The following is a 23,566-nucleotide window of genomic DNA, read 5'->3' as shown; positions in this document are numbered from 1 at the left end:
GGCCACGATCCATATCGCTGTCATCAACCAGTGGCTGCGACACAGTTGAGGGCGAGCCACAGGCCCGCCCTCAAAACTTCGAGACAGAACCTAGGTCGGTCAGGCCTCGGCGGCGGGGACCTCGAACCAGCCGTCCTCGGGTTCGGCATAGCCGTGATACATGAGCGGTATGCGCCGGTCCACACCGAAGTGCCGATAGACCGCGAGCATGGTGCTGCGCACGGCCAGGTCGTGGAAGTCGTCGATGCGCCGCGGGCCGAGCCAGTGCTCGGGGAGCAGTGCGAGCCGGGTCATCTCGTCCGGATCGTCCATGTCCAGCCCGATGGGGCCGGGGTCGACGATGAAGTGATCGTGCAGCACCGCGTGCACATCGTGCGGGTCGTGCTGCCCGGCCGCGAAGGCGAGGAAGCGGGTGCGGATGGCGGGCGAGCCGTGCTCCTGCAGCCACTCGATGAGATGCGGGTTGGGGCGCGGAATCGACCTCGCGGACAACGGGGCCTGCTCCACCAGGTGCAGGATGCTGCCGCCGGGCACGCGGTGTTCGGGGACGAGGAAGAGGCTGAGCACGGGGGATCCGGACAGACTGTCGCAGAGGCAGACCTTGGTGCGCATGGGGTTGGTCATGCGCCACTCCTTACGCGGGAGGGGTTGCTGGCTTCGTCATCCGAATCGTGCCGGCTCGCCGAGTTACCAGACTCGGACAGATCTCTCCTCGACGCCCGACCGGTGCAACATCCGGAATTATAGTCGCCGGACACCGACCAGACCGACCGGTCTGACGGTCGATCTGATCGGTCACCCGGCTGCCGTACGGCCCGGTTACGCGCCCACCAGACGGCTGCGCGCGCCCTCTCGGGCCGGCAGCGCCGCCAGCTGGCCCTCGATGGTGACCCGGACAGTCGGCCACTCCTCGTCCAGGATGGAGTAGAAGGCGGTGCTGCGCACCTCGCCGTCCAGCCCGCGCGAGTGCGCCCGGCGCACCCCGTCGCTGGTGGCGCCGAGACGCTCGATCGCCAAGCGGGACCGGAGATTTCGAACATCGGCGCGCATGGCGATCCGCCGCACCCGCCACACCTCGAACGCGTGCTGCAGCAACAGCAGCTTGGACTCCAGATTGATACCCGCGCCGCGCGCCTGCGGGGACAGCCAGGTATTGCCGATCTCGGCGGCATCGGGCACCGCGAGCAGGGGATCTCCGCTCGGCATGCCGTGCACCAGCGGCCACACCACCGGGCCCTGCCAGTAGTCGAAACGGGTGAACCGGGTCGAGCCCAGTACCCGTCCACTGGCCACGGCGATGATGGCGAAGGCCAGCGAGGTGCCCGCGGCATGCCCGGAAAGGGCCTGCGCGACGTATTCCAGCGCCTCGTCCGCACCGTGTGGGACAGGCGTGAACGCATACTCATCACGGTTCCCCGCAGCAGCCTCCGCGAGCCCCGAGGCATGCTGCGGCGCAAGGGGTTCCAGCCGTACCAGACGGCCGGTCAGAGTTACGGGTACGGGCACGTTCCCTCGATCTTTCGGAAGGGGTCGGGGGCTCGCCCCAGGCAATGGCCGCCCCGGCCACACACTCCGGAATCGACGAACCAGCCCTGGCGCGCCAGTAGCAGCATCGGATAGTGGGATGAACGATAGCGGAACACCAGCGCACCACGCTGCAGGCGGCATGTAAATTTCATGCGCTCTACCGCGCGTCGCGCGGGTTATTTCACAGGTGTCTTACAGCCTTTCCGGCACGGCCATCCGCTACCTGCCGGCGATCCCCTTTCGGGCTGCCAGGAAATGCGAATACCTATGCGGTGGAAGGTATTACTACGCCGGTCTTCCCCGCCAGAAACCGTCGTGTACCGCCCTTGCCTCCGCGACCTCGATCGGGCCGATGACCGGCAGTGCGCGCTGACCGGCGGCGAATACCGCACGACAGGGCAGCGACATGGTCGGGTTCTCGGGATCCGCACCGGTCAGGGCCAAGAGCTGGTCCTCGCCGAGTGCATAAACCACCCGCCCGATATTTCCCCAGTAGATCGCCCCCGCGCACATTGCGCAGGGTTCGGTACTGGTGTAAAGCGTGCAGCCACGCAGAAACTCGGCGTCATAGGCGGCGCTCGCCAGCCGCACCAGATTCGTTTCCGCATGTCCCGTCGCATCACGCGCGGTGATCACCGTGTTCTCCGCCTCCAGCAACACCCTTCCCCCGGGCTCGGCCAGCACCGCCCCGAATGGATGATTGCCGTGCTCACGCGACCGCCGCGCAATGCCGACAGCCGTCAGCAGATTTTCCATATCCCGCTCGCTGAGCGATTCGACCACCCGAACACCTTGCCACACAACCACTTCAGTGCCACCGGAGGGGTTCGAAGACCGCTGGGAGGTGGGTCGCGGCCACAAACGCGGGTACCTCTTGCTTTTAGCAGACACTCCACCCATGCTTAACGCTAGTTGAACTGGCTTTAGGGAGGCGGCATGGCGGGCGCGGAGGAACGGCGGAACACGGCGGATCACCTCGAGATCCGGGTGGTCATCGGCGGCGAAAGGGTGTCCCGCGACCGGGTGCTGGCATGGGAGTCACGCCGCACCCGCGCTGTGCTCGCGAAATTCGAGACCCGGCTCGGGCCGCGGGCATTCGCCGAACTCACGCCCGCGCACACCGCCGCCGACCTACGGCACGCGACACTCGACCGGCAGCGGGCAGCGCTCACAACCCTGAAGATGCGACTGGGGCACGCGGGGATCTACGCCATGCTCGGGCGGGAGCTGGCGTTCTCCGAGCGAGCCGCCCGGATCGGCGTCGCGGCGAGCCGGGGCCGGACCAGGCACAGTGCCGTCCGGGTCGAAGTGCCGAACTACTCCGCCGCACCGTTCGCGGCCTGGTTCGACGCTCTGACCGCGAGCAATGCCGAGGCCGACATGGTCGACGCATGCCCGGATCATTACCTGCTGCGTGGCTTGCCCGATGGCCGGCAGGAAGTCGTCGAAACCACCGGTGGCTCACCGACGGTCACCAGATTCCTCGTCGATTACACCTCGACGGACGCGCTCACCATTCCGCCCGACCCCGGCTATCCGATCCAGATCGCGGGGCACGCGGTACTCGACGACGGCCTGATCATCGGTGGGGTGCGCCATCAATTCCGGGATCGGGACGGCGGGATGGAGGCCCTGCTGACCGTGCAGTTCCCGGGGGTGCTCCCCGCCCGGCTGATTCGCGAACACCAGTGGCACCTGGCCACGGAGTTCAGCAATTGGATGATCGCGGCGGGCCCGGTCGCGGCCGGATCGGCGCCGATGCGGTGATCACGGCCGCGGACCGGCAATCGCGCCGTCGAGCAGCAGGTCGACGAGGCGGACGCACAGCTGCGGATCGATCGGTTCCCGGGTGACCAGCGTGCGGAATTGCAGTGGCGCGATCAAGGTTTCGAGCAGCAGCCGCGGGTCGGTCCCGGCGGGCAGCTCGCCGCGGTCGACGCCGCGCTCGACGATCGGCCTGGTCAGTTCGAGCCGCGTGGTCCAGAACGCCTCCCGCACGCGCGCCCACCGCGGTTCGCCACCGCCGAACGACAGCGCCTGATTGAGCGCTCGGCCGTGCGGCGTGCCGAGGTAGGCCGCGACGGCGTCGAGCAGTACGTAGAGGTCGGTCCGGATCGCCCCGGTATCGGGCACCGGTATCCGCTGCTCGCTGTAGCTGAGCAGGGTGTCGATGATCAGCTCGTCCCGGCTGCCCCAACGCCGATAGATCGTCGTCTCGTGCACCCCCGACGACGCGACCACATCCGACACCGCGAACTCGCCAACCCCCTTGTCCGCCAGCACATTCAACGCCGCCTCGAGCACGGCCTCGCGCACCCGGGCGGATCTGCCGCCCGGCCGCCGCCGAACCTCACCATCTGTCACCGAACCTCCACAAACACAAGCCGAACTGGCGTTTAGCAGTGTAGGCCGGGGGCTTGTCGCCGGGAGATCATCGGCGGAAGATCGATTAGGCAGCTGTTCCGGGTCGGGGTCTGAACCGCCATCGCTCATCCAAGGAACGGAGCCCAAAATGAAGACCAAAATTGCCTCGATAATCGCCGCGACCGGCATCGCCATGTCGCTCGCCGGGCTGGCCGCTCCTACCGCATCGGCCGCTCCGCCCACACCCGTGCCGGTCACCGACACCGTCGGGTCGGTCACGTTCTGCTTCGGCGTCCCGCTGGGCTTCTTCACCTTCAACATCTGTATCTGACGCGCAGAGCGAGGTTGCGGCCCAACCGCGCACCGCGCGGTGGGCCGCTCGCTCGGACGCGGCGATATCTCGCCCGTCTCCGAAATTACTGTCGCACAACCCTTTCAACTGCGACCGATGCACAGCGGGCCCAGTCGGATCCGAACCGGGTGGCATTCCGAAACTGGATCGACCGTTCATGACCGTGGAACGCAGCCCGGTGATCTACCCGCGGCAGGCTGGAGCGTCTGCTCGCCTCACGGCTATCACACGAACTCGACCGCACCGCCACCGATTTGCCGCGGGTCACATCGACATCGTGCTCAACGGAGCGGATCACACGGAGGTCGCACCATGATCACAGGTACGGGGCGAGTGGCATTGGTGACGGGGGCCAGCAGCGGAATCGGCGCGGCCACCGCGCGTCTGCTGGCGGCGCGAGGAATGCGCGTGGTGGTCAACTACCTGCACAGCGAGGCAGCGGCCGGGGAGGTCGTGGCCGGGATCGGGGAGGCAGGCGGCCACGCGCTGGCTGTACAGGCCGATGTCCGTGAGTCCGCCGCGGTCGAGAACCTGATCGAACGGGTGCAGAAGCAGTGGGGTGGCGTCGACGTGCTCGTGCACAACGCGCTCACCCCGTATGCGATCAAGTCGTTCCAGGACATGACGTGGAAAGAACTGGGCGGCAAGCTCGATGACGAAATGCGTGCGGCGTTCACGGTTACCAAGGCCGTCCTGCCGGCCATGACCGCCCAGGGCTGGGGGCGCATCATCTACATCGGCACCGGGCTCAGCCGCCGGCCCCGAGCGGGCATGATCGCGCTGGGCACCGCCAAAGCCGCACTCGCGCAGTTCGCTCGTTACCTCGCCCAGGAGCTCGGGCCGTGGGCCATCACGGTCAACGTCGTGGAGCCCGGCCCGGTGGAGGACACCCGCATCGCGGGCGTGCTCGACGACGAGATCAGACGGCGGCAGGTGGCCGCGACACCGCTCGGCCGCCTGGCCCTGACCGGGGACGTCGCCCAGGCGGTCGCGTTCTACGCCAGCGAGGACAACTCCTTCATGACCGGCACCACCGCCGCGGTGAACGGCGGCATGGCCATGTACTGACGAGGGAAGAACGCTCATGGACACGATCGATCTCGCCTACGTCGGTCGGGGATTTCACGAGGAACTGGTTGCCTATATCGCCGACCAACAGGACTTTTACGCCGACGAAGGCGTCCACGTCGCCCTGCGCGACGGCTGCACCTGGGATGAGGAACGACTACGCCGGTGCGCCACCATCGGGCTCGGCCGGGCCCTGCTGTCCCGGTTGACCAATGGAATTCCCTGGGTCGCGCTGACCGTCAACACCCACCGGCCACTGTTCTGGTTCCTGGCCCGCTCCGGCATGACCTCGCCGGCCGGCCTGTCCGGCAGACGGGTCGCGGTACACGCGCCCCACACCGCGCCCGGATGCTTTGCGAGGATCGCGTTACGTCGGGTCGGTCTGGACCCGGACCACGACATCCACCCGATCGCCCGCGCGCCCGGCGACTACGGGATGGACCTGCGCATGCTGCACGACGGCACGATCGATGCCGCGGTCGTCGGCAGCACCATGGCACCCGAAGCGGTTGCCGCAGTGGAGGGCTGGCAGGTAGTGGCCTGGGTCGGCGACCTCTTCCAGATCCCCACCGTCGGTGTAGCCGTCGATCCGACCTACCTCAGTCCCGACGCTCCCGCGGTCCAGGCCGTCGTACGAGCCCACCGGCGTGCGCTGCAGGTGATCCACGACGACACCGATACCGCGGTGCGCCATCTGCGAACCTTCCTCGGCCGGCACACCGCGGACGAAGTCCGAGCCCACTACAAGACCTTCATCGCACCGTATTTCACCACCGACGGCCACGCCGACCTCGCCGTCGGCGATACCGCGATCACTGCGGTAGCCACCGAACTCGGGGTGCCAGTCACCGTCACCGCGGCCGACTTCTACCGCACCACCTAGCAGCCGGAAGCGGCGGCGCTGAGACGTATTCGACGGAACCACAACAGGTTTCACGGAACCAGGCAGGTCGATACACCACCCGGAAGGACACCTCATGAAAATCGCAGTCATCGGCGGCACCGGACTGATCGGATCGCAGGTCGTCGAGGATCTGAACGCTGCCGGACACCAGGCGATACCGCACTCGCATTCCACCGGTGTCGATGTGATCAGCGGCGACGGATTGAACGAAGCCCTGGCCGGCGCCGACGTCGTCGTCAACTTGACCAATTCCCCGACCTTCGACGAGGCCTCCCCGGCGTTCTTCCAGACCTCCATGGACAACCTCCTGACCGCTGCCCGCAGCCAGGGCGTGGGCCATTTCGTCATCCTGTCGATCATCGGTGCGGACCAGGCGCAGGATCTGGACTACTACCGGGCAAAAGTGCTGCAGGAGAACATCCTGGCGGCCGGGTCGATCCCCTACTCCATCGTCCGGGCGACACAGTTCATGGAGTTCATCGACGCCGTGCTGTCGTGGACCACCGACGGTGACACCGTCCGACTGCCAACGACACCGATCCAGCCGATCGCCGCGAAGGACGTCGCCGCCGCGGTAGCAGAAGTCGCGACCGGCGCCCCGCTGAACGGCGCCCGCCACATAGCCGGCCCCGACATCTTCCCCCTCGACGAACTGGGCCGAATCACCCTGGCCCGCAAAGGCGACGGCCGAACCGTGGTCACCGACCCCACCGCCGGCATGTTCGCCCAAGTCAAAGGCGACGTCCTCACCGATAAAAACGCCCACCTCGCCCCCACCCACTACTCCGACTGGCTCTCCTGACCCGCTTACGGGACGAACAGCAACACCCAGGCGGGCACATACCTGACGCCGCTCAGACGTTGAAGCGGAATTCGACCCGCTCGACCGCCACCCACGAGCGTGCGTCGCAGGCCGCTCGTCCAGACCGCACGCGCGCCGATCGGTCAGCGAAACACCCTGCTACACAATATCTTCAGCCAAATCACCAACGGCGGTATGGCGGCCCGGGCACGGCCTGGTCAACAGATCGGGCCGGGCCGGGCCGCGGTTGCCTGGAGCAGATCTCGCAGCAGGTCGAAGTCGATGTTCTCCGGCCTGCGGAACCGCAGGCAGCCCTTGCCCATGTCCTGCCCGGCCAGCTGTTCCCCGAACGCCTCACGGACGTCACTGCGCATGAGATAGAAAGAGATGTACTGCTTCTGGCTGGCAAACGCGATCTCGGCGGCACCGTCCCGCTCGTATGCGGGCATCCCGTACGCCATGACCTCGTCGAAGCCCACCAGCTCTTTTCGGCACAGCCGCCGCAACTCGGCCAGCGCGCCCCTGCGTTCCTCAGGGATCTCGGTCAGATAGCCATCGACGTCGACTGCCTTGCTCTGCACCATTCCACGAGGCTATCCAGGAACGGGGTAGCGCGCCCGTAGCGAGCTGCTGACCTGCTGGTGTGTGGCGTGGGGAGGCTGCCGCGAACCGCTGGAAGCCCGGCCCGAGGCCCATCGGCCGGCCTCAGACCGCGGCGAGTTCGTGCTGCAGCACTTCGCTCGCGGCGCGTTCACCCGAGCGAATGGCTCCGTCGACCCAACCGCACATAACGGCCGAGCTCTCGGTTCCGGCCCAGTGGATACGGCCGCACGGTTCGCGCAGCGTCCGGCCGAACTGGGTGAGCACACCGGTCGGCGTGTGACTGAGCATCCCGCCGCCGGAATAGCGCTCGGCACTCCAGTCCTGCTCGATGTAGTCGACCGGGAAACCGGCTTTTTCGCCGAATCGCGTGACCAATTCGTGGAGTATCGCTGTCCTGCGTTCGGGAGGATCGAGTCGACCGATCTGCCGTGCGATGGGCCCTTCGGAAATGACGCACAGGATCCCGGGCCGCCCGGTGTCGGTGCAGCCGTCGATGGTGACGGTGGCCGGCGATCCCGGCGCGGCGGACTGACCCGACAACCCGTCGCGCCGCCAGAACGGCTCGTCGTACACGACGGAAATCTTGACGACCGAGCCACTGGGCACCCGCTGATGCAGTAGCGAGCGATCGACCGGCAACATCGGCTCGTACCGGATCTGACCGGCGATCGCCAGGGGGACGGCCACGATCGCCCGACGTGCGCGCACCGTCCATCCATCCGCGTGCACCCTGACCCCGGCGGCGTCCTGCTCGATACTGTGCACCGGCTGCGACAGGTGAATCGAGTCGCCGAGCTCGGCCGCCATCGGCCGGTAGATCGCACCCATGCCCCCGACCGGCCGAGAGTCCTGGGCGCCGCCCTTGACGCCGAATACGAAGTTGGGCCCACCTCCCGATGCCATCTGATACAGCGCGAAGAGCATCGACACTTCCGAGGCGGCCGAGGTGTAACTGCCCGCGATGGCGGTCTCGAGCAGATCATGGGCGGGCTTGGACCAGACGGTGCGATCCAGCCATTGCGCCAGGCTCATGGAATCCCACTTGTCGGCCTTCTTCGCCTCCCACGGCGCCTCCAGCGGGATCGACTTGCACAGGTGCCCCAGCTCGACGAAGCTCGCGCCGAGATTCATCGACGCCCAAGGGCTCATCGACCACGGGATCGTGCCGCTGTAGCGGTACTGCTTGCCGTCGACGACCATCATGGCCTCACCGTCGGTGTACTGCCGGTAACTTCGTACCCCGAACTCGTTCATCAAAGCCTGGATGCGGTCCTGTCCCGGCCCTATCCAGGCACCACCGCGGTCGATCCAGCAACCGTCCGCGCGCACCTCGGTGAAGGTGCGCCCGCCGAGCCGGTCGCGGGCTTCCAGCACCGCCACCGATCGCTCCGCCTGCTTCAGCCGCAACGCAGCCGTCAATCCCGCGAATCCGCCACCGATTACGCAATAGTCGAAGTCCGTCATCGAGCCGCCTTCGTCTCGAAGTTCTCCTGGCCACCACCGGGCCACGACACTGCCCGCACCCCATGACTCGACGGATGCGAACCGCCTCCGATCAGACCCGCACCCAAACCAGCAATTCTATAGCAAATCGCATAGGCGGATAGGACCAACTAAGGTCATGACAGTTCTGCATGAGTTCGCAGGGAGAGCGCACGATAATGCCGCATCCCGTGCGGTATCGGCCGGAGTGGGCACGGCCGGCAGCGAGACCGATGCCCAGGACATCCTCTTCTGACAATTGTGCGGTGTCGGACAAGCATTCCGTGTCCGAGGTCTCGCGCGCGGTCAGGTGTCGAGTGATTGCCGATCGGCGAGCCAGGTCTGTGGGTTTTCGCCGGTGGCGAGGAAGATCGTGCGGCGTCCGACTTGCACGGCGTGATCGGCGAACCGCTCGTAGTAGTGGGCGAGCAGAGCGAGATCGACAGCGGCAGTGACTCCGTCGCTCCAGTCCGGACCGCGCACCGTAGTGAACAGTTCGCGGTGCAGTTCGTCCATCACGTCGTCTTGCTGATCGAGTCGTGCGGCGTCTTCCGGATCGCGGGACTCCAAAACCGCTGCGGCGCTGGTGACTATGGCGACCGCGGCCGCACCCATGTTCACAACAATGGGGCGAACCGAGTCCGGGACGGCATGGCCGGGGTGCCGGCGTCGGGCGGTCCTGGCGATGTGGCTCGCCAGGGTACCCATGCGGGCGAGGTCGCCGACGAGCTGCAGGGCAGTCACGACCTGGCGCAATTCACTGGCGACCGGTGCTTGCCGGGCCAGCAGATCGACCGCGGCCTGTTCGCAGTGATCACGCATGGTCTCGACCTCCGCGCACACGTCGATAGCGTGCTCGGCCTGTTCGATGTCGGCGTCGAGCAACGCGTTCGTCGCCGCCGCGACCGCGTCGCGATCACGCAGACTCATCGCAACGAGCAGCGTGGCGAGACGAGCGAGACTCGCGTGATACTCGGTCCGCATGGCTCCATCTTCGTCGAACCACGACAATTCCGCTGACCAGCAGAAATAAGCTAACGGCGGGGGCTCGGTGAATGTCTCCGCCCATCCCGCCGACTCCGACTCGGCAGTGTCGAAGGTGCGTCGGGTGGCCGTCGAACCGCCATAGCTTTCACGCCGCGGTGACCCGCCTGGTCTGGCCTGCAACGCCAACAGCCGCACGCCCCGGGAAACGTATGCCCGCCAGCCCGAACCGAGCACCCCACCGGACATACCGCATACCGCGCGGACCTGACCGGCCGGCGCGGACCCTCGAAGGATCAATGCTCGGGGCGGCTGACCGACCGCTGGCAGTGCGACCACCCAGCAACGCACGAAGATACCTGCGATCTCAACGGGTCCGCGTGTGTGCCGACCCGTTGAGACCACACTGACTTGTCGGCGTTCTTCAGCGCTGCCCGGGGGCCGCCGAGTAGATGTGTCCGGCAAATTCGGCGAGTTGATTGTCAGGCAGATGCCTGGCCAGATCTGCCTCGCTGATCATGCCGACCATCCTCTTGTTCTCGATGACGGGCAGTCGCCGGATTCGATGGCTCACCATCTCGTGCAGTACGTCCTGCACGTCGGCATCGGCATCGATCCACCGTGGCGTGCCCTCGCACAGCTCGGCGCAAGACATCTTCGCCGGATCACGGCCGTCGGCAGTGCATTTCACGACGATGTCGCGGTCTGTGATGATGCCGATCATGCGCTCGTTCTTGTCGCCGATCGGCAAGGCTCCAACCCCTAGTTGGCGCATCACCTGCGCCGCGCGCTGAACGGTGTCTGTGCTGGTCATCCAATGCGCGCCCGGGTGCATGATGTCGCGAGCGGTAGTCATGGTCACCTCCAGATAGGGAGCTACGGACCTCTCCAACGGTAACGACGTCGCGGTCGGCGGCGCAGCAGAATCGATAGCTGGATGTTCTGTTCCTCCGCTGACCGCGGCTGACAGCATCGGCCATCGCGCAGCCCCAAGTGAAACGGCCGAGCCCCCACCCGGATCCCCGAATGAGGGCTCAGCAGATTCTCTACCAGCAGCGATACCCGCGCTGCCGTAATTCCTCGCAGAGGTTCAGACGTTGAATCTGAATTCGACCCCATTGACGTTGAACCCGAGGTGTGTGCCGATGACCAGCATGATCAGAAACCTACCATCCCGAATGTGCTGTTACACAGCATCTTCCGCAGATGAGGACGCCACAGAGCCCGTTCGCGAGCGGAGCACCTCGAGTTCCGAATCCGAATAACCTCTACGGACGACCGGGCATCTGACGTCGGCGCCTACCGACGCGCTGTAATGGCTCCTATGCGGCGCATCTTTGGTCGGTTCCGCAGTCCTGGTTCAGCGGGACTGATCTGGTGTCGGCCGACTTGCAAGCAGTAATGCCAACATGCCGATGCCGTCGATGGCATCGCCTGAACGTGGTGCGGTCATTTGGCTGCTCAGTCGGCGATGTGGTCGAAGTCGATGAGCAGGTGTCGTGGGCCGCGGAAGATTTGGCTTCGCCGATACGGTGGCGGGTCGACGACCAGGCGGGGCGTGGCGACGCGGCGTAGGAAGGTTTCCAGCGCCAGGTTGACTTCCAGCCGTGCGAGCGGGCCGCCCAGGCAGGTGTGGATGCCGCTGCCCCAGCCGAAGTGTTCGTTGTCGGGGCGTTGGAGGTCGAAGCGGTTCGGGTTGGCGAAGCGGTTCGGGTCGCGGTTGGCGGCGGCGTAGACCAGGTGCACCGCCGCCCCTTTCGGGATGACGGTGCCGGCGATGTCGATATCGGCGGTGGCGCTGCGGCTGGGGAAGAACTGCACCGCCGCCTGCAGCCGCTGGACCTCTTCGATCGCGCGGGGGACCAGCTCCGGTCGGCTGCGGACCTGGTCGTAGGACCCGGGGTTGCGCAGCAGCGTCATCACACAGTTGGTGATGGTGTTGACCGTCGAGTCGTGACCGGCGATCAGCAGCAGCCTCGCATTGGACAGCACCTGCTGGGCCGGCATCGGGCCATCGGGGCCGTCGTCGTGAATCAGTTTGGACAACAATCCCGGTCCCGGCTTGCGTTGGAGCTGCTCGATCAGGCCGGCCAGATATCGCGTGAGTGCGTCACCGCTTGCGCGGGCCTTCTCGGCGCGAACCTTGCCCTGCTCGGTGGTCGCGTCCGGGCCCAGATCCGTGCCGGCCAACATGTCGTAGATCCAGGCATGGAACATGGGTTCGTCCGCGAACGGGACCCCGAGGATCTTGCAGATCACCATCACCGGCACCGGGTAGGCGTAATCGTCGACCACATCCAGCCTGGTCGTGCCGCTGGCCTCGAGGTCGTCGAGCAGCTGGTTGCACAACCGCACGATGTCGGGCTCCATGCCGGGGATGACATCGGGTGAATGCGGTGAGATGAAGTGGCGCATCACCTGCCGGCGCGCCCGATCGTGCTCGGGGGGATCGGAGACGATGATGCTCGGCCGGCGACCGTAGGCCTGCATGTCCTCGGCGCCGGGCTCCGAGTCGGCACCTGACGTCAGGGCGGCTCCCAGCGGGCTGCGGCTGATATCGGAGCTGACCCGGGGGTCGTGCGCAAGCGTCAGTAGTTCCTGATACCCGGTCACCACGTACAGGTCGTCGGCCACCCGCGCCACGGGGGTCTGGCGCAGTTGGTCGAAAAATGGGTACGGGTCGGCGCGGTGTTCGTATTTCATCGCCTCCGCCCAGGCGCTCGCTGCAGTCATGCTGGCTCCCTTGGTCAGTGGAACTCGGCGCCTCGTGAGGTGGGGTCGTGACCGGTCAGCACCACATCGGGAAGCTCGGTCGGCACTCGTGGATCGGGGAAGCGGGCCGGCATCGGTGCCGGGTCGGGCGCTGGGTCATAGCCCGGCGGCGGTGGCGGGAACGGTGCCGAGCGCTCGATCATCGCCGCGTAGTACGGCAGCCACTTGCCATGGTTGAACGTCACCGCCCCGACGATGCGGCCGCGGTGGCCGTAAGCCGCGGCGAAGCGATAGTCCTCGGGAGACCCCTGGGTGAACACGATCTCATCGCCGAACGAGCACACCCCCACACCCTTGATGTTCACCCCGAATTGGCCCGACCAGAACGAGGGCAGCGGCAAGTGCGGTCGCCGCTCGGTCTCCAGGTTGATCATGTTGTTCGCGGCGACCTGCGCCCCGCACACCGCGTTGTCCCAGTGCTCCATCGAGATGAACTGGTACCCGTACAGCACGTGTGGCTGACGCGCGACATCCCCGGCCACGAAGATGTTGTCGGTCACCACCCCGTTGATGTCGAACGCGCGACAGCCCGCATCGCAGCCGACTCCCCAGAAACCGGCGGCCAGCCCGGCACCGTTCAGCCACTCGACGTTGCGGATCGACCCCAATGACGCCACCACCACATCGACATCGAGCGTGGTCCCATCCGAGAGCCGGGCCCGGCGCACATGCCCGCCGGCATCGCCGTCGAGGCCTTCCACGGACACGCCGGTGCGCAGGTCGACTCCGGCACCGCGCTGCATCCGGGCGGCGATGTCGCCGATCACCCCGCCCAGCGGCCCCACCAGCGGCCCGCCTCCGCGCTCGGCGACGGTCACCGGCAACCCCAGCTCGCAGCACACCGATGCCATCTCCGAGCCGACAAACCCCGAGCCGACGACGAGAACCCGCTTCGGGCCTGCCCGCAGTGCCGCCTGCAGCCGGGCCGCGTCATCGCAGGTGCGCACCGTGAACACCCCCTGCAGGGCGCCCTCGGCCGGGTTGAACCACGGCCGTGCCCGAACGCCGGTGGCGATGAGCATCCGGTCGTACGGCACCGTGTCTCCGGTGGCCAGCAAAACCTGTTTGCTCACCCGGTCCAAACCGGTCGCGGCCACACCCAGCCGCCACTGCGCGTCGATGCCCCGCATGCGGGGAAGCTTGGTGTGATCGGCGCGAACCCAGCCCTTGAGGACCTGCTTGGACAGCGGCGGGCGGTCATACGGTTCGTGCGCCTCGTCACCGATGATGGTCAAAGGCCCACAGAAGCCCTTGTCCCGCAAAGCCTCCGCGGCACGGAGCCCGGCCAGCGACGCCCCCACGATCACAATCCGACCCTCGGCCCGAAACATCCTGACCAGGTCCGCGGCCAACGACGCGGTGCTCATTCCACAGACTCCGGCCCGTCGGGGGTGACAGGCTCCGGCCCATCAGGGGTATAGGTCTCCACCACGATCGCCCGCACCGGGCACGCCGCCGCCGCCCGCAACACCCGCTGACGCTGCGCGTCATCAGGGTTGGGGTCATAGGCCAGCGCCTCCTCACCCAGCATTTCGAGCACATCCGGCGCCAGCGGAACACACTGCGCATACCCCTGGCACCGATTCAGATCAACCACGATGCGCATACCCTCAGCTCCTCACCCGAACCATGTCCCGATGTGGTCATCCCTGCGGGCCGGAAACGCGCGCCCGCAAGGGCCGACGTGAACTCCCAGAAGACGATCATGCCCCGAAGTACCGGTGCCGGGCGGGCACCTCGCAAAGGATTCGTAGCACCCGATACAAAGGATCCGTAGACCTGACGTCGAGGATCCAGTCATTCGCCGGCGGTGCACGCTCATACCAGCCGAAACGTCTGCGTCTGGCGCCACTTCCCGCGCGGTTCAAAGCCGCCAACCGCCGCGACTCGAAGATCAACAGCGCCGAGATGACCTCGGTCCGTTGACCTCGACGGAACGTCCGCAAGTGCCGCATGGCGCGCTGACCGAACCGGCCAGCGCACGGCGCTGGCGCAACGACTGAGCCCCCACCCGGACACCGAATGGGGCTCAGCAGAGTCTCTACCGGCAGCGATACGCTGCACTACCCTACTTCTTCGCAGAGGCTAATCCGCTTCGGAACTCGACCCGCTTGACATCGGACAGCGGCGGCGAGCCAACGATCACTCCGCGAAGGTTCGAACGGGTGAGGCGATCAATGAATATCACTGCTGCGCAACCATTTCCGACGTCCTGGCCCGCACCGAGGGCCGCCGTCTCCTGGCCGCGTCAAGTTCCGAAGCGGAATAACCTCTGGTCACGAGCGGAGTGGCCAGCGCCAGGTCGGAACATCTTTCCTTCAATCAGGAACAAGCAGGACACAATTGCCGTGATCGGCCGAGGCTAGGCGTCCTCGAGGACTTCTGCGAAGGCGATCACTACGCCACCGGTGGCGTGCTCGACCGTAGCAGCGACAAGGGGACCCGCCTCTGCGGCCGCGGCGCTGGCTGCCGCGTAGTCGGCGAAGTACAGGTCCAGCATTCGATACGCCGGGGTCGGGCTGCCGTCTTCCTTGGGCCAGACCTTCGACGTCTGCAGCCGAGTCAGGCCGGGGAGCTTGCGCGCCAGCGTTAGCTGCTCGGGATAAGCCGCCTCGAAGGCGTCCGGGTCGGTGGGGTTGGAATAGACAAAGCTGATCCTGGTGGGATTGCCTTGCTCCGTCATAGCTGACCTCTCGGTTGAATCTCCGGTTTGATACCAGCGAGCGCACCCGCTCACGGTTGTCGACAGTAATTGGAGGAATAGGTAGCGACCATGACCGCTCCGCCAGGAAATCTTGCCAATCGTCCAGCGGCGCACGCCGATTCGCTCGGATCGCCGCAGAAGCGTGCCAGCCCGCCGGCGCTCGAGGACGCCGCGCTGAGTCTCGACGCAGACAGTCGATCGGACGACTTGCTCTCAGAGCTGCTCCGGAGCGTCCGCCTGAGCGGAGAACGGATCGCCGCGTACGCTCCGCCGCCGACTTTCTCGATCGGCTTCGCCGATTTCGGCAGCCTGCACATCATCGAAGAGGGCGAACTCGAACTTCGGGTCGACGGACACCCACACGTCGAGCACGTACGCCCCGGCGATGTCGTCCTGCTCCCCCGCGGCGACTCCCACCACCTCAGCAACGCAAGCAAGCACACGCAAGCGATCGCGCACGCCGGCGCCGCCGAGAACGCCACCCCCGAGCCGGCCCGTTGGCTCTGCGGAACATTCAACATCGGCGCCCCGCAGGCGAGCCACCTGTTCGGGAGCCTGCCGTCCGTGATCATCCTCGGCGGCGCCGGCGCCCCAGCGCCCGAAGGGCTCGAAGTCGCCCGCCGGATGCTCGTAATCGAGATGCAATCACCCTCGCAAGGATCAGCGGTCATGATCTCCCGCATCCTCGATCTGATGTTCATCCAGATCATGCGCGCCTGGGCCGGCGGCAAGGACACCGAACCGACCTGGCTGACCGGTGCATTCGACCCGGAGCTCGGCAGGTCCTTGAGTGCCATCCACCGAGACCCCGGCCACGATTGGACAGTCGAGGAACTGGCCCGAGTGTCCAACCTTTCCCGGTCGGCGTTCGCTGCGCGGTTCACCGCTCGCGTCGGAACGCCGCCGGCCACCTATCTCGCGCACGTACGCCTGGACGCGGCCACCGACCTGCTCCGCGACACGTCCCTTTCGATCCCGCTCATCGCGGAGAGAGTCGGCTACTCATCGGAGGCAGCATTCAGCCGCGCGTTCAAAAACCGCTACAGCACGCCGCCGGCTCATTGGAGACGAGACATACGAAGTCGCTGACGGCCCACGACTGGCCGCGAAACCACCGAGCTTCACGAATCGGAAATCGCAGCAGGTGATGGCCTCGTCGGCGATGCCGGAGTATGGTAGCCGCCGCGCCAACATCCGCACACGCCCGCGAGTTCAGGCGGTCATCGCAAGGCCGGACAGCAAAACGACTGAGCCCCCCCCCGGATACCCAGATGGGGCTCAGCAGAGTCTCTACCAGCAGCGATCGATCAGGCGACCTACTTCTTCGCAGAGGCCGATCCGCTTCGGAACTCGACCCTCTCGACATCCACTATCTGCACATCGAACGCCCTGTTCAAAGCTCGACTCACGTTCCGAAGCCGAATAACTTGTGTACGCGACTCGCCGATCGGTCCCGAACCGCCGCCAGCACCGCATCGAGACCGCCCCTCCGGCCGCATCGCCTGGATCGCTTCAGCGAACTCGAGTGCGGGCTCGATGAGCGAGTCTGCCGGGGACGTTCCGGATGAGGCTTGCGTCCGGAGTCCCAACGGAATCAGCGCGTCTCGCAAACGTTGGTGGATCCGTACGTGCGATGAGAGATCTGGACTGGAAACGTCGGTTCCGGGATGTCGATCTCGGAGAACAGTGCTGGGCGGCACCGAGTCTGGGCCGCCCGCCCGGTCGGCGCCGCGTACGCGACAGTCGCTGTTTCCCTCTTGGTGGGAGGAACGCCGCACCCTGGCGGGCCGGGCGGGTGGCTACTTCTTGATGAACTCGAGCAGGTCGGTGCTGAGCTGATCCATATGGGTCAGGTGTAGTCCGTGGGAGGCGTTCTCGTACACCTTCAGCTCGCTGCCCGGAATGAGCTCGGCGGTCAGTTGCCCGCACAGGTTCAGCGGGTTGAAGGGATCGTCGGCGCCGTGCACGACCAGTGCGGGCACGTCGATGGCGCGCAGATCGTCGCGTGGTCGGTCTCGGTGACGCTGTGGCTCAGATCCAGCATGGCATTGGTGGCCACCGCATTGGCGTCAGCCACTGTCCAATCGATCAGCTCCTGGGAGATGGTGTTCTCGGGCAGTCCAACGCCGAAGAAGGGTTCGGAGACGGCGCGGATCCAGCCAGGGATATCGCTGCGCCACATGGTGCGCAGGGCATCGAAGCTTTCGGGCTCCATGCCGAGCGGGTTGTCCTCGGTCTTCGTCATGTATGGCAGCGCTGAGGAGACCAGTGCGATGCGGGCGACCCGCTCGGAACCGTGACGTGCCAGATAGCGCACGATTTCGGCGGTGCCGGTGGAGTGCCCGACCAGGGTGACCTCGTGCAGGTCCAGTTGCTCCAGTACAGCCTGCAGATCGTCGGCGAGCGTGTCGAAATCGTATCCGCCCCAGGGCTGTTCGGAGCGGCCGTGGCCGCGGCGGTCGTAGGCGACAGTCCGCAGCCCTGCCTCGGCCAGACGGACCATCTCGTACTGCCACATGGCTGAGCTGAGCGACCAGCTGTGCAGGAAGACCACTGGAGTGCCTGTGCCCCAGTCCTTGTAGAAAAGGTTCACGTCTGCTGCGACGGTGAGGTACGGCATGGGAGGGCCTTCCTGCTGGAGCGGTGGATCTCGGTGATCCCGAGATGAGCCTGCAGGACCCCACTGCGAGAAGCGATTACGTGCGAGGTAATGAGGATGGCTACGACGGCCTGCAGCCCGAAAGTTGTCCGAACAAGCTGCCTACCTTGCCAGGCAGCTGCCCGTCGCGACATCGCCTTCCCCGATACCGACGACGATCTGGGTGATCCGCGGACGTGGATGCACCGAGTGGCAGCGATGCTGACCGATCCATTGCAGGGCAGCGTCATTCGCGGACTGGTCGGCTCGGCGCAACACGACCCCGTCCTGATGCAGATGTGCACGAACGGATCTACCTCCCCACCCGAACACAGACCATCGCGCGGATCCAACGCGCCCAGAACAGCGGCCAACTACCCGCTCTCGCTCCCGAAATTCTCGCCGACCCGCTCTTAGCGCCTCTCTGGTTCCGGCTGCTGCTCGCGTGGGTACCCGACCACCGATCACGCTGACGCAGTGCTGTCGTCCGCACTTCGGATACTGGGGCCGGCTCCTCACGAAGAGTGAAGGAGACTCGGCCCAGGTGAGCATGCTCCGTAGCCGTCCGCACCAAACCCCCTGTGCCGCCGAGCAAGGCCAGGCTGCCGGCCACATGAGATTCCGGTGGCAATCGCCGAACTTCGTTGGATCTTCGGCGGGCCCGGAACCCGGTCAAGCGAACGCACTCAAATGCCGCATACCGCGCTGACCGAACCGGCCGGCGCGGGGCAGGCGACCTTCAGGTGGCGGTATCGATTCGAGGCCGACCGAACACACCGTTGCATGACGATGACCGTGCAGTGCTCCTTGCTCGGAGACCAACTTGGCTCCTCACAGCGGGTCTGGTTGTTCTGATGCTGGTTGGGTGGAATCGGCAACCGTGTTGGGCTGCTGGTGGTTTCATGGGGTTCCGGACTGGTGAAGTTGCCGGGTTCCGTTGGCCGCGAGCACCTTCGCCTCCGAAGCACGGCTGGCGGAGAGGCAGTCGCGAGTTCGCGTCCGCAGCAATTGACGGCAGTTGCAGTAATCGCCGAAGACCCAACGAAGTTCAGTATGGGTTCGACGGCGGTGATGAGGACGTGCCGCGACATGAGGCGCGGGTGTCGCGAATCAGCTATCGACAGGTGGAGGCGGCGGGTACGTCGAGCCGATGAACAAGAACGCCGCCGGACCCCTCTGCGATATGCGGGCAGACCTGACGGCGGTGCGTGGCTGGTCAGCTGCTCTTGATGAAGTCGAGCAGATCAGCGTTGAACTGGGCCGCGTGCGTTGCGTAGATCCCATGCCCCGCAGTCGGGTACTCCTTGTACACGCAGTCGGGGATGAGCTTCGCAGTCCGCCGACTGGATGCCTCGATCGGCACGGACTGGTCGGCCACGCCGTGGATGACCAGCGCGGGCACGCTGATTGCGGTGACGTCGGCTCGGTGATCGGTGTTGAACAGCTCCCGCCGCACAGCGCTGGTGGCGTAGGGCGAGGCCGAAAGGCAGCGCCGAATCTCATTGTCCACCAGGGCAGGTGACACGTCCGCATTCATGTGGGTAGCGAAGTAGCCCTGCGCGCGGTCGGCGAACCACTTCGGGCGGTCCGTGGTCAGCTGGGCGATGTCGGCCTCGTTGATGGCATCGGGCAGACCTTCGGGGTTGTCGTCGGTGAGGCGCAGGTAGGGCAGTGTCGCGGCGAGGAAGGCGACGCGGGAAACCCGGTCCTGACCGTGCCGAGTGAGGTAGCGAGACACCTCGCCACCACCGGCGGAGTGTGCGACCAGGGTGATGTCGGTCAGGTCGAGAAGCTCGATCAATCCGGCGAGATCATCGGCGCGCGTATTGATGTCGTATCCCGACGACGGGCGGTCGGAGCGACCGTGACCGCGCCGGTCGAGCATGATGCAGCGGAAGCCGTGATCGAGGAAGAACGGGACCTGGTATTCCCACATGTCGGCGTTGAGCACCCAGCTGGAGACGAAGACGATCGGTGTGCCGGTGCCGTAGTCCTCGTAAGCGAGCCGGGTTCCGTCGGTGGGGGTTTCGAAGTACGGCATCTGATTGTCCCGCTCTCTGTACCCATGATCTGGTACATCGTTGATATTGGTGACGGCCAGGGCGTGCTCAGCAAGGTGAGTTCTGACGCGCCCCGTCACACCACCGGCCTGAAAGGCCAACGGATTTCGCGACATTCGGGGTAACTCGTCGGGTACGACCAGAATCGGGTTGCTCCCAACCGCCACCCATCCTCGACGGTGCGCGGCAGCGCCGGTGATCAAGGGCATGGCTGGTGCTCCCGAATGGGCGTGAAATCGGTTGGGGTGGTGGGTTATTGCGCCCAGGGCGGGCTGACGCGATCACCTCCGGGGGCCTGGGCGTAGGCGCCGACGGGGAGGATGGCCACGGCCTCGAAGGGCTCGTCGCCGGGGACGGAGACCTTGAAAACGGTGTTCGCCGGGATCACCAACGCGTCGCCGGCGCGGAAATCGTATGTCTCGCCGTCCATCTCGACACGGGCAGTTCCGGCGAGCGCGACGAAGATCTCCTCGCGGGACACGGTGTGCGCGTGACCGGGGTTGCCGGGGTGCATGGTGAAGCGCCAGACGCTGTTCTCCTCGGAGCCACGGCTGGGTGCGGCCAGACCAGTCGCGGTCATGAGGGGAGCTTCGAAGGTGGGGGCTTCGGCGGATTTGATGAGTGGCATGATGCCTCCTACATGTTCAACCAAGGTGTTCAACTACAGTTGAATATATGTCTTCGCGAAAGGAGCGTCAACACATGGATTTCGGCGTACTACTGGGCCAGGCCTATCAGTCGTTCGTGCAGCAACTGCACGCCCACCTCGCCGAGCACGGTCATGTGGTCCTCGGCGCGTCCTACGGGTACGTCCTGCGCGCGCTCACCGACTCCCCCTGCACCGCAAGCCAACTGGGTGAACAGCTCGGAATCACCGCCCAGGGCGCGGCCAAGGTCGTCGACGAGATGGTCCGGCACGGGTATGTGGAGCGCCGCCCCGACCCGGCCGACAAGCGTGCCAAACGGCTGCACCTCTCCCCGCGCGGGGATGACATGCTTCGCATCGTCCGCGAGTTCCACGCCGACTACGAGCGTCGGCTCGCCGGACGCATCGGCGCCGAACAGGTGTCCACCGCCCGCACCGTGCTCGGCGAAATCATGAACGAAGCACTGGATTTCGAGCGGGCCAAGACCTTCCGCCCGCTGTGACCGCGTCGTCGAAGCTGGGGCCATTTTGGGGCCACACCGAGGCTGCGTAGGTTAAGGGGCGACCGCACCGGGACCCCAACCGCCTGGGTTTGGATTCCCAGGCGGTAACAGCGGCTGCGGCCGATCGAGCCCCGATCAGCCGGCACGCTTCGCGGTCAGAAGACCGCGAGCACGCAGGCACCGACGAATACGGCCTGCACCAGAGAGCGCACCGGCAATGGCATCGTATGAATCCCTTCGCCTGTCCGCGCGGCACGCACGTTGGCGGGGAACATCACGACCAGCAGCACCGCCAGGCCGATCGCGGCCACCGGAGCGAAGAACGGAATCAAAAGGCCTACGGCACCGCCGATTTCGAGTAATCCAGTCAATGACACCATGGCTGCTGCATCGCGGAACAGCGGAGGAACCATGGCGATCAGAGCGCGGCGACGCGGCTGCAGGAAGTGGGCACTGGCACTGAGAAGGAACATGGCGGCGAGGCCGATTCTTGCAGCATGCGGCCACGAGTCAAGCCAGTCCGCGAAGCCCAGCCAGCCGACGGTCCGAGTCACGAACGCGACGATGACGAATGTAATGATCGGCGCCATTGGGAGCTCCTGAAGCTGATCGAGACGCTAACTTGACAGTGACTAGATTAGGAAGGGTGGCAAAACTTGTCAACGGCAAGATTGTGATCGATCATCGAGGCATGCCCAGGAGCGCCTACCATCACGGAGATCTGAAGGCCACGCTGCTCAAGGCCGCTGCCGAACAGGTAGCGACCGAAGGGGTCGACTCGATTTCACTGCGGGCCCTGGCTCAGCGTGCAGGAGTCTCCCATGCAGCCCCAGCTCATCATTTCGGCAACCGCCAGGGCTTGTTCACCGAACTCGCTATCGAGGGCTACGGCTTGCTCGAGCATGAACTTCACTCCGCCGCAGGCGATTTCCGAGATATGGCAGTCGCCTACATCCGCTTCGCACGCAGCCACCCCGGTCATTTCGATGTCATGTTCCGTCGCGAGCTACTCGACATGGATGACGAACGCCTCATCGCCGCCAATGAGGGTTCGGGCCGTGAATTGCGCACCGGCGTAGCCGAACTGGACACCCCCGTGGCCGACATGAAGGCAGCGCAGCTCGCCGCCTGGTCTCTGGTTCACGGCTTCGCCGCACTATGGCATGCCGGCATGCTCGCGCACTCCGAACTCGGCGGCGAGGACCCGGAAGAACTGGCCCGCTACATGATCGCAGCTGTCGAGCTCAGGTAGAGCCAGCTCGCCCCCAAGATCCCGGCTGCGAGCGTTAACGACCCCGGCAGTGGCGGCGATCCAGTTGTCGATCTTGATGTTTTCGAAGTACAGGGGAAACGCACAGTGAGAGTAGTTATTTCGACGGTCGTGCTGATCGCGGCGGTGCTGAGTGTCAGCGGCTGCCAGGAAAGCTCGAAGGCCGCCGGATCGCTCACGACGACCGCGGGTGTCACCCAGCACTGATAAGTTCTGCCCCACACACGGATTATCAACCTACAAGCCCCGCCTGTCACCAAACGCCGCACACCGATCATCCAGGCTCGCAATCGATCTCGATCCAACAGCTCACACTCCACACGAACAATCATCATCGACATCCTGTAATGCCGATGAGCGTGTATCCGCTAGCCCCGGGGGAAACGATCCCCACGACTCATCGATCAGTGGCGCAACGACCGCCTCGGTGAACCACCTCGACCGACCGGCCCGAAATGTCGGCGGCGCCGGAGCATTCGACCTGGGACTATTCGGTAGGGATCTGGTTGTCTTCGCGGATGTTCCTGTTTCTGCTACCACACGAGCGAATCTAGGCTCCATTCAAGTTTCGCCAACCACTCATTCGGCACGGACGAAACAAAGTCCGGGCACCGTCCGGACTATCGGGCGCCCACGCACGACCCCGTTCCACCCGGCCCCGACCACTGCCTCGTCTCGACTCCACAAATAAACGCTGGTCGAACTGTGTTCGTCACTGCGTGTGTGTGGTGATTGCGGACCTGATCGGTCCGGTGGGCGGGCCGAAGACCGCGCGCAACACCGTGCGCATGCTGTGTGCTCGGCCGATGTCGGTGAGCATGGCGAGGAATTCGTGGAAGTTCGTGGTGATCGGGTTGAACGTTGCGATGTTGCTGGTCAGTCCGTAG

At 65.6% G+C, this 23,566-nt stretch carries 24 protein-coding genes and 1 pseudogene; 8 read left to right on the top strand and 17 right to left on the bottom strand.

Annotated features, from left to right (window positions below):
• Positions 1-99: 99 nt before the first annotated feature.
• The 3 genes from ACWEKS_RS45255 to ACWEKS_RS45245 all read right to left on the bottom strand — a co-directional run bounded on the left by ACWEKS_RS45255 (position 100) and on the right by ACWEKS_RS45245 (position 2,310).
• Positions 100-624 carry a hypothetical protein gene (locus tag ACWEKS_RS45255; protein WP_452345863.1) on the bottom strand — a complete coding sequence of 175 codons (525 nt, stop codon included), beginning with the start codon at positions 622-624 and terminating at the stop codon, positions 100-102.
• A 195-nt stretch (positions 625-819) separates the two neighbouring features.
• A complete protein-coding gene (locus ACWEKS_RS45250; protein WP_452345862.1) occupies positions 820-1,506 on the bottom strand; it encodes a GNAT family N-acetyltransferase in 687 nt (228 codons plus the stop codon).
• 306 nt (positions 1,507-1,812) lie between these two features.
• A complete protein-coding gene (locus ACWEKS_RS45245) occupies positions 1,813-2,310 on the bottom strand; it encodes a nucleoside deaminase (protein ID WP_452345861.1) in 498 nt (165 codons plus the stop codon).
• A 153-nt stretch (positions 2,311-2,463) separates the two neighbouring features.
• Between ACWEKS_RS45245 and ACWEKS_RS45240 the strand changes: the two genes are divergently transcribed.
• Positions 2,464-3,294 carry a hypothetical protein gene (locus ACWEKS_RS45240; RefSeq protein WP_452345860.1) on the top strand — a complete coding sequence of 277 codons (831 nt, stop codon included), beginning with the start codon at positions 2,464-2,466 and terminating at the stop codon, positions 3,292-3,294.
• On the opposite strand, the gene ACWEKS_RS45235 is transcribed toward ACWEKS_RS45240, so the two are convergent.
• Positions 3,295-3,891, bottom strand: a complete 597-nt coding sequence (locus ACWEKS_RS45235; RefSeq protein WP_452345859.1) for a TetR/AcrR family transcriptional regulator — start codon at positions 3,889-3,891, stop codon at positions 3,295-3,297.
• Between the two features lie 148 nt (positions 3,892-4,039).
• On the opposite strand from ACWEKS_RS45235, the gene ACWEKS_RS45230 reads away from it, so the two are divergent.
• From ACWEKS_RS45230 to ACWEKS_RS45215, 4 genes are all read left to right on the top strand, one after another.
• A complete protein-coding gene (locus tag ACWEKS_RS45230) occupies positions 4,040-4,222 on the top strand; it encodes a hypothetical protein (RefSeq protein WP_452345858.1) in 183 nt (60 codons plus the stop codon).
• A 333-nt stretch (positions 4,223-4,555) separates the two neighbouring features.
• Positions 4,556-5,311, top strand: a complete 756-nt coding sequence (locus ACWEKS_RS45225; RefSeq protein WP_452345857.1) for an SDR family NAD(P)-dependent oxidoreductase — start codon at positions 4,556-4,558, stop codon at positions 5,309-5,311.
• A gap of 16 nt (positions 5,312-5,327) precedes the next feature.
• A complete protein-coding gene (locus ACWEKS_RS45220; protein WP_452345856.1) occupies positions 5,328-6,194 on the top strand; it encodes an ABC transporter substrate-binding protein in 867 nt (288 codons plus the stop codon).
• 94 nt (positions 6,195-6,288) lie between these two features.
• A complete protein-coding gene (locus tag ACWEKS_RS45215) occupies positions 6,289-7,017 on the top strand; it encodes an SDR family oxidoreductase (protein WP_452345855.1) in 729 nt (242 codons plus the stop codon).
• A gap of 218 nt (positions 7,018-7,235) precedes the next feature.
• On the opposite strand, the gene ACWEKS_RS45210 is transcribed toward ACWEKS_RS45215, so the two are convergent.
• The 8 genes from ACWEKS_RS45210 to ACWEKS_RS45175 form a co-directional block, all read right to left on the bottom strand.
• Entirely contained in the window at positions 7,236-7,601 is a 366-nt protein-coding gene (locus tag ACWEKS_RS45210; RefSeq protein ID WP_452345854.1) for an iron chaperone, read from the bottom strand.
• Positions 7,602-7,722: 121 nt separating this feature from the next.
• The gene (locus tag ACWEKS_RS45205) at positions 7,723-9,084 is read right to left on the bottom strand and encodes a flavin monoamine oxidase family protein (protein WP_452345853.1); all 1,362 of its coding nucleotides are present in this window, start codon (positions 9,082-9,084) and stop codon (positions 7,723-7,725) included.
• Positions 9,085-9,408: 324 nt separating this feature from the next.
• Positions 9,409-10,086, bottom strand: coding sequence for a phosphate signaling complex protein PhoU (phoU, locus tag ACWEKS_RS45200; protein ID WP_452345852.1), 678 nt, complete (start codon positions 10,084-10,086; stop codon positions 9,409-9,411).
• A gap of 424 nt (positions 10,087-10,510) precedes the next feature.
• Entirely contained in the window at positions 10,511-10,942 is a 432-nt protein-coding gene (locus tag ACWEKS_RS45195) for a CBS domain-containing protein (protein ID WP_379443319.1), read from the bottom strand.
• Between the two features lie 605 nt (positions 10,943-11,547).
• Complete coding sequence (locus ACWEKS_RS45190; protein WP_452345851.1) at positions 11,548-12,819, bottom strand: cytochrome P450; 1,272 nt, start codon at positions 12,817-12,819, stop codon at positions 11,548-11,550.
• A gap of 14 nt (positions 12,820-12,833) precedes the next feature.
• Positions 12,834-14,225, bottom strand: coding sequence for an NAD(P)/FAD-dependent oxidoreductase (locus tag ACWEKS_RS45185; protein WP_452345850.1), 1,392 nt, complete (start codon positions 14,223-14,225; stop codon positions 12,834-12,836).
• Positions 14,222-14,464 carry a ferredoxin gene (locus tag ACWEKS_RS45180; protein ID WP_452345849.1) on the bottom strand — a complete coding sequence of 81 codons (243 nt, stop codon included), beginning with the start codon at positions 14,462-14,464 and terminating at the stop codon, positions 14,222-14,224. The genes ACWEKS_RS45185 and ACWEKS_RS45180 overlap by 4 nt, the downstream gene beginning before the upstream one ends.
• Before the next feature lie 756 nt (positions 14,465-15,220).
• A complete protein-coding gene (locus ACWEKS_RS45175; RefSeq protein WP_356995807.1) occupies positions 15,221-15,541 on the bottom strand; it encodes an EthD family reductase in 321 nt (106 codons plus the stop codon).
• A gap of 90 nt (positions 15,542-15,631) precedes the next feature.
• Between ACWEKS_RS45175 and ACWEKS_RS45170 the strand changes: the two genes are divergently transcribed.
• A complete protein-coding gene (locus tag ACWEKS_RS45170; protein WP_452345848.1) occupies positions 15,632-16,651 on the top strand; it encodes a cupin domain-containing protein in 1,020 nt (339 codons plus the stop codon).
• Between the two features lie 710 nt (positions 16,652-17,361).
• Here ACWEKS_RS45170 and ACWEKS_RS45165 read toward each other — a convergent pair.
• The 4 genes and pseudogenes from ACWEKS_RS45165 to ACWEKS_RS45150 all read right to left on the bottom strand — a co-directional run.
• Positions 17,362-17,562: pseudogene (locus tag ACWEKS_RS45165) on the bottom strand (alpha/beta fold hydrolase); the annotation flags it as partial.
• On the bottom strand, positions 17,496-18,182 hold the full coding sequence (locus ACWEKS_RS45160) for an alpha/beta fold hydrolase (RefSeq protein ID WP_452345847.1): 687 nt from the start codon (positions 18,180-18,182) through the stop codon (positions 17,496-17,498). The pseudogene ACWEKS_RS45165 and the gene ACWEKS_RS45160, both read right to left, overlap by 67 nt.
• Positions 18,183-19,416: 1,234 nt before the next feature.
• Positions 19,417-20,241: an alpha/beta fold hydrolase gene (locus ACWEKS_RS45155; protein WP_452345846.1), complete on the bottom strand. Its 825-nt coding sequence runs from the start codon at positions 20,239-20,241 to the stop codon at positions 19,417-19,419.
• 272 nt (positions 20,242-20,513) lie between these two features.
• The gene (locus ACWEKS_RS45150) at positions 20,514-20,888 is read right to left on the bottom strand and encodes a cupin domain-containing protein (protein WP_452345845.1); all 375 of its coding nucleotides are present in this window, start codon (positions 20,886-20,888) and stop codon (positions 20,514-20,516) included.
• A gap of 47 nt (positions 20,889-20,935) precedes the next feature.
• Here ACWEKS_RS45150 and ACWEKS_RS45145 point away from each other — a divergent pair, with 47 nt between their 5' ends.
• Positions 20,936-21,409, top strand: coding sequence for a MarR family winged helix-turn-helix transcriptional regulator (locus tag ACWEKS_RS45145; RefSeq protein WP_452345844.1), 474 nt, complete (start codon positions 20,936-20,938; stop codon positions 21,407-21,409).
• 155 nt (positions 21,410-21,564) lie between these two features.
• Here the strand turns inward: ACWEKS_RS45145 and ACWEKS_RS45140 are convergent, their stop codons facing one another.
• Positions 21,565-21,999, bottom strand: a complete 435-nt coding sequence (locus tag ACWEKS_RS45140) for a DoxX family protein (RefSeq protein WP_452345843.1) — start codon at positions 21,997-21,999, stop codon at positions 21,565-21,567.
• Positions 22,000-22,100: 101 nt separating this feature from the next.
• Here ACWEKS_RS45140 and ACWEKS_RS45135 point away from each other — a divergent pair, with 101 nt between their 5' ends.
• Positions 22,101-22,661, top strand: coding sequence for a TetR/AcrR family transcriptional regulator (locus ACWEKS_RS45135; RefSeq protein WP_452345864.1), 561 nt, complete (start codon positions 22,101-22,103; stop codon positions 22,659-22,661).
• Positions 22,662-23,566 lie beyond the last annotated feature (905 nt).

The sequence above is a fragment of the Nocardia sp. NPDC004711 genome (assembly GCF_053601595.1).
This window is presented reverse-complemented; position numbering and strand designations above follow the sequence as displayed.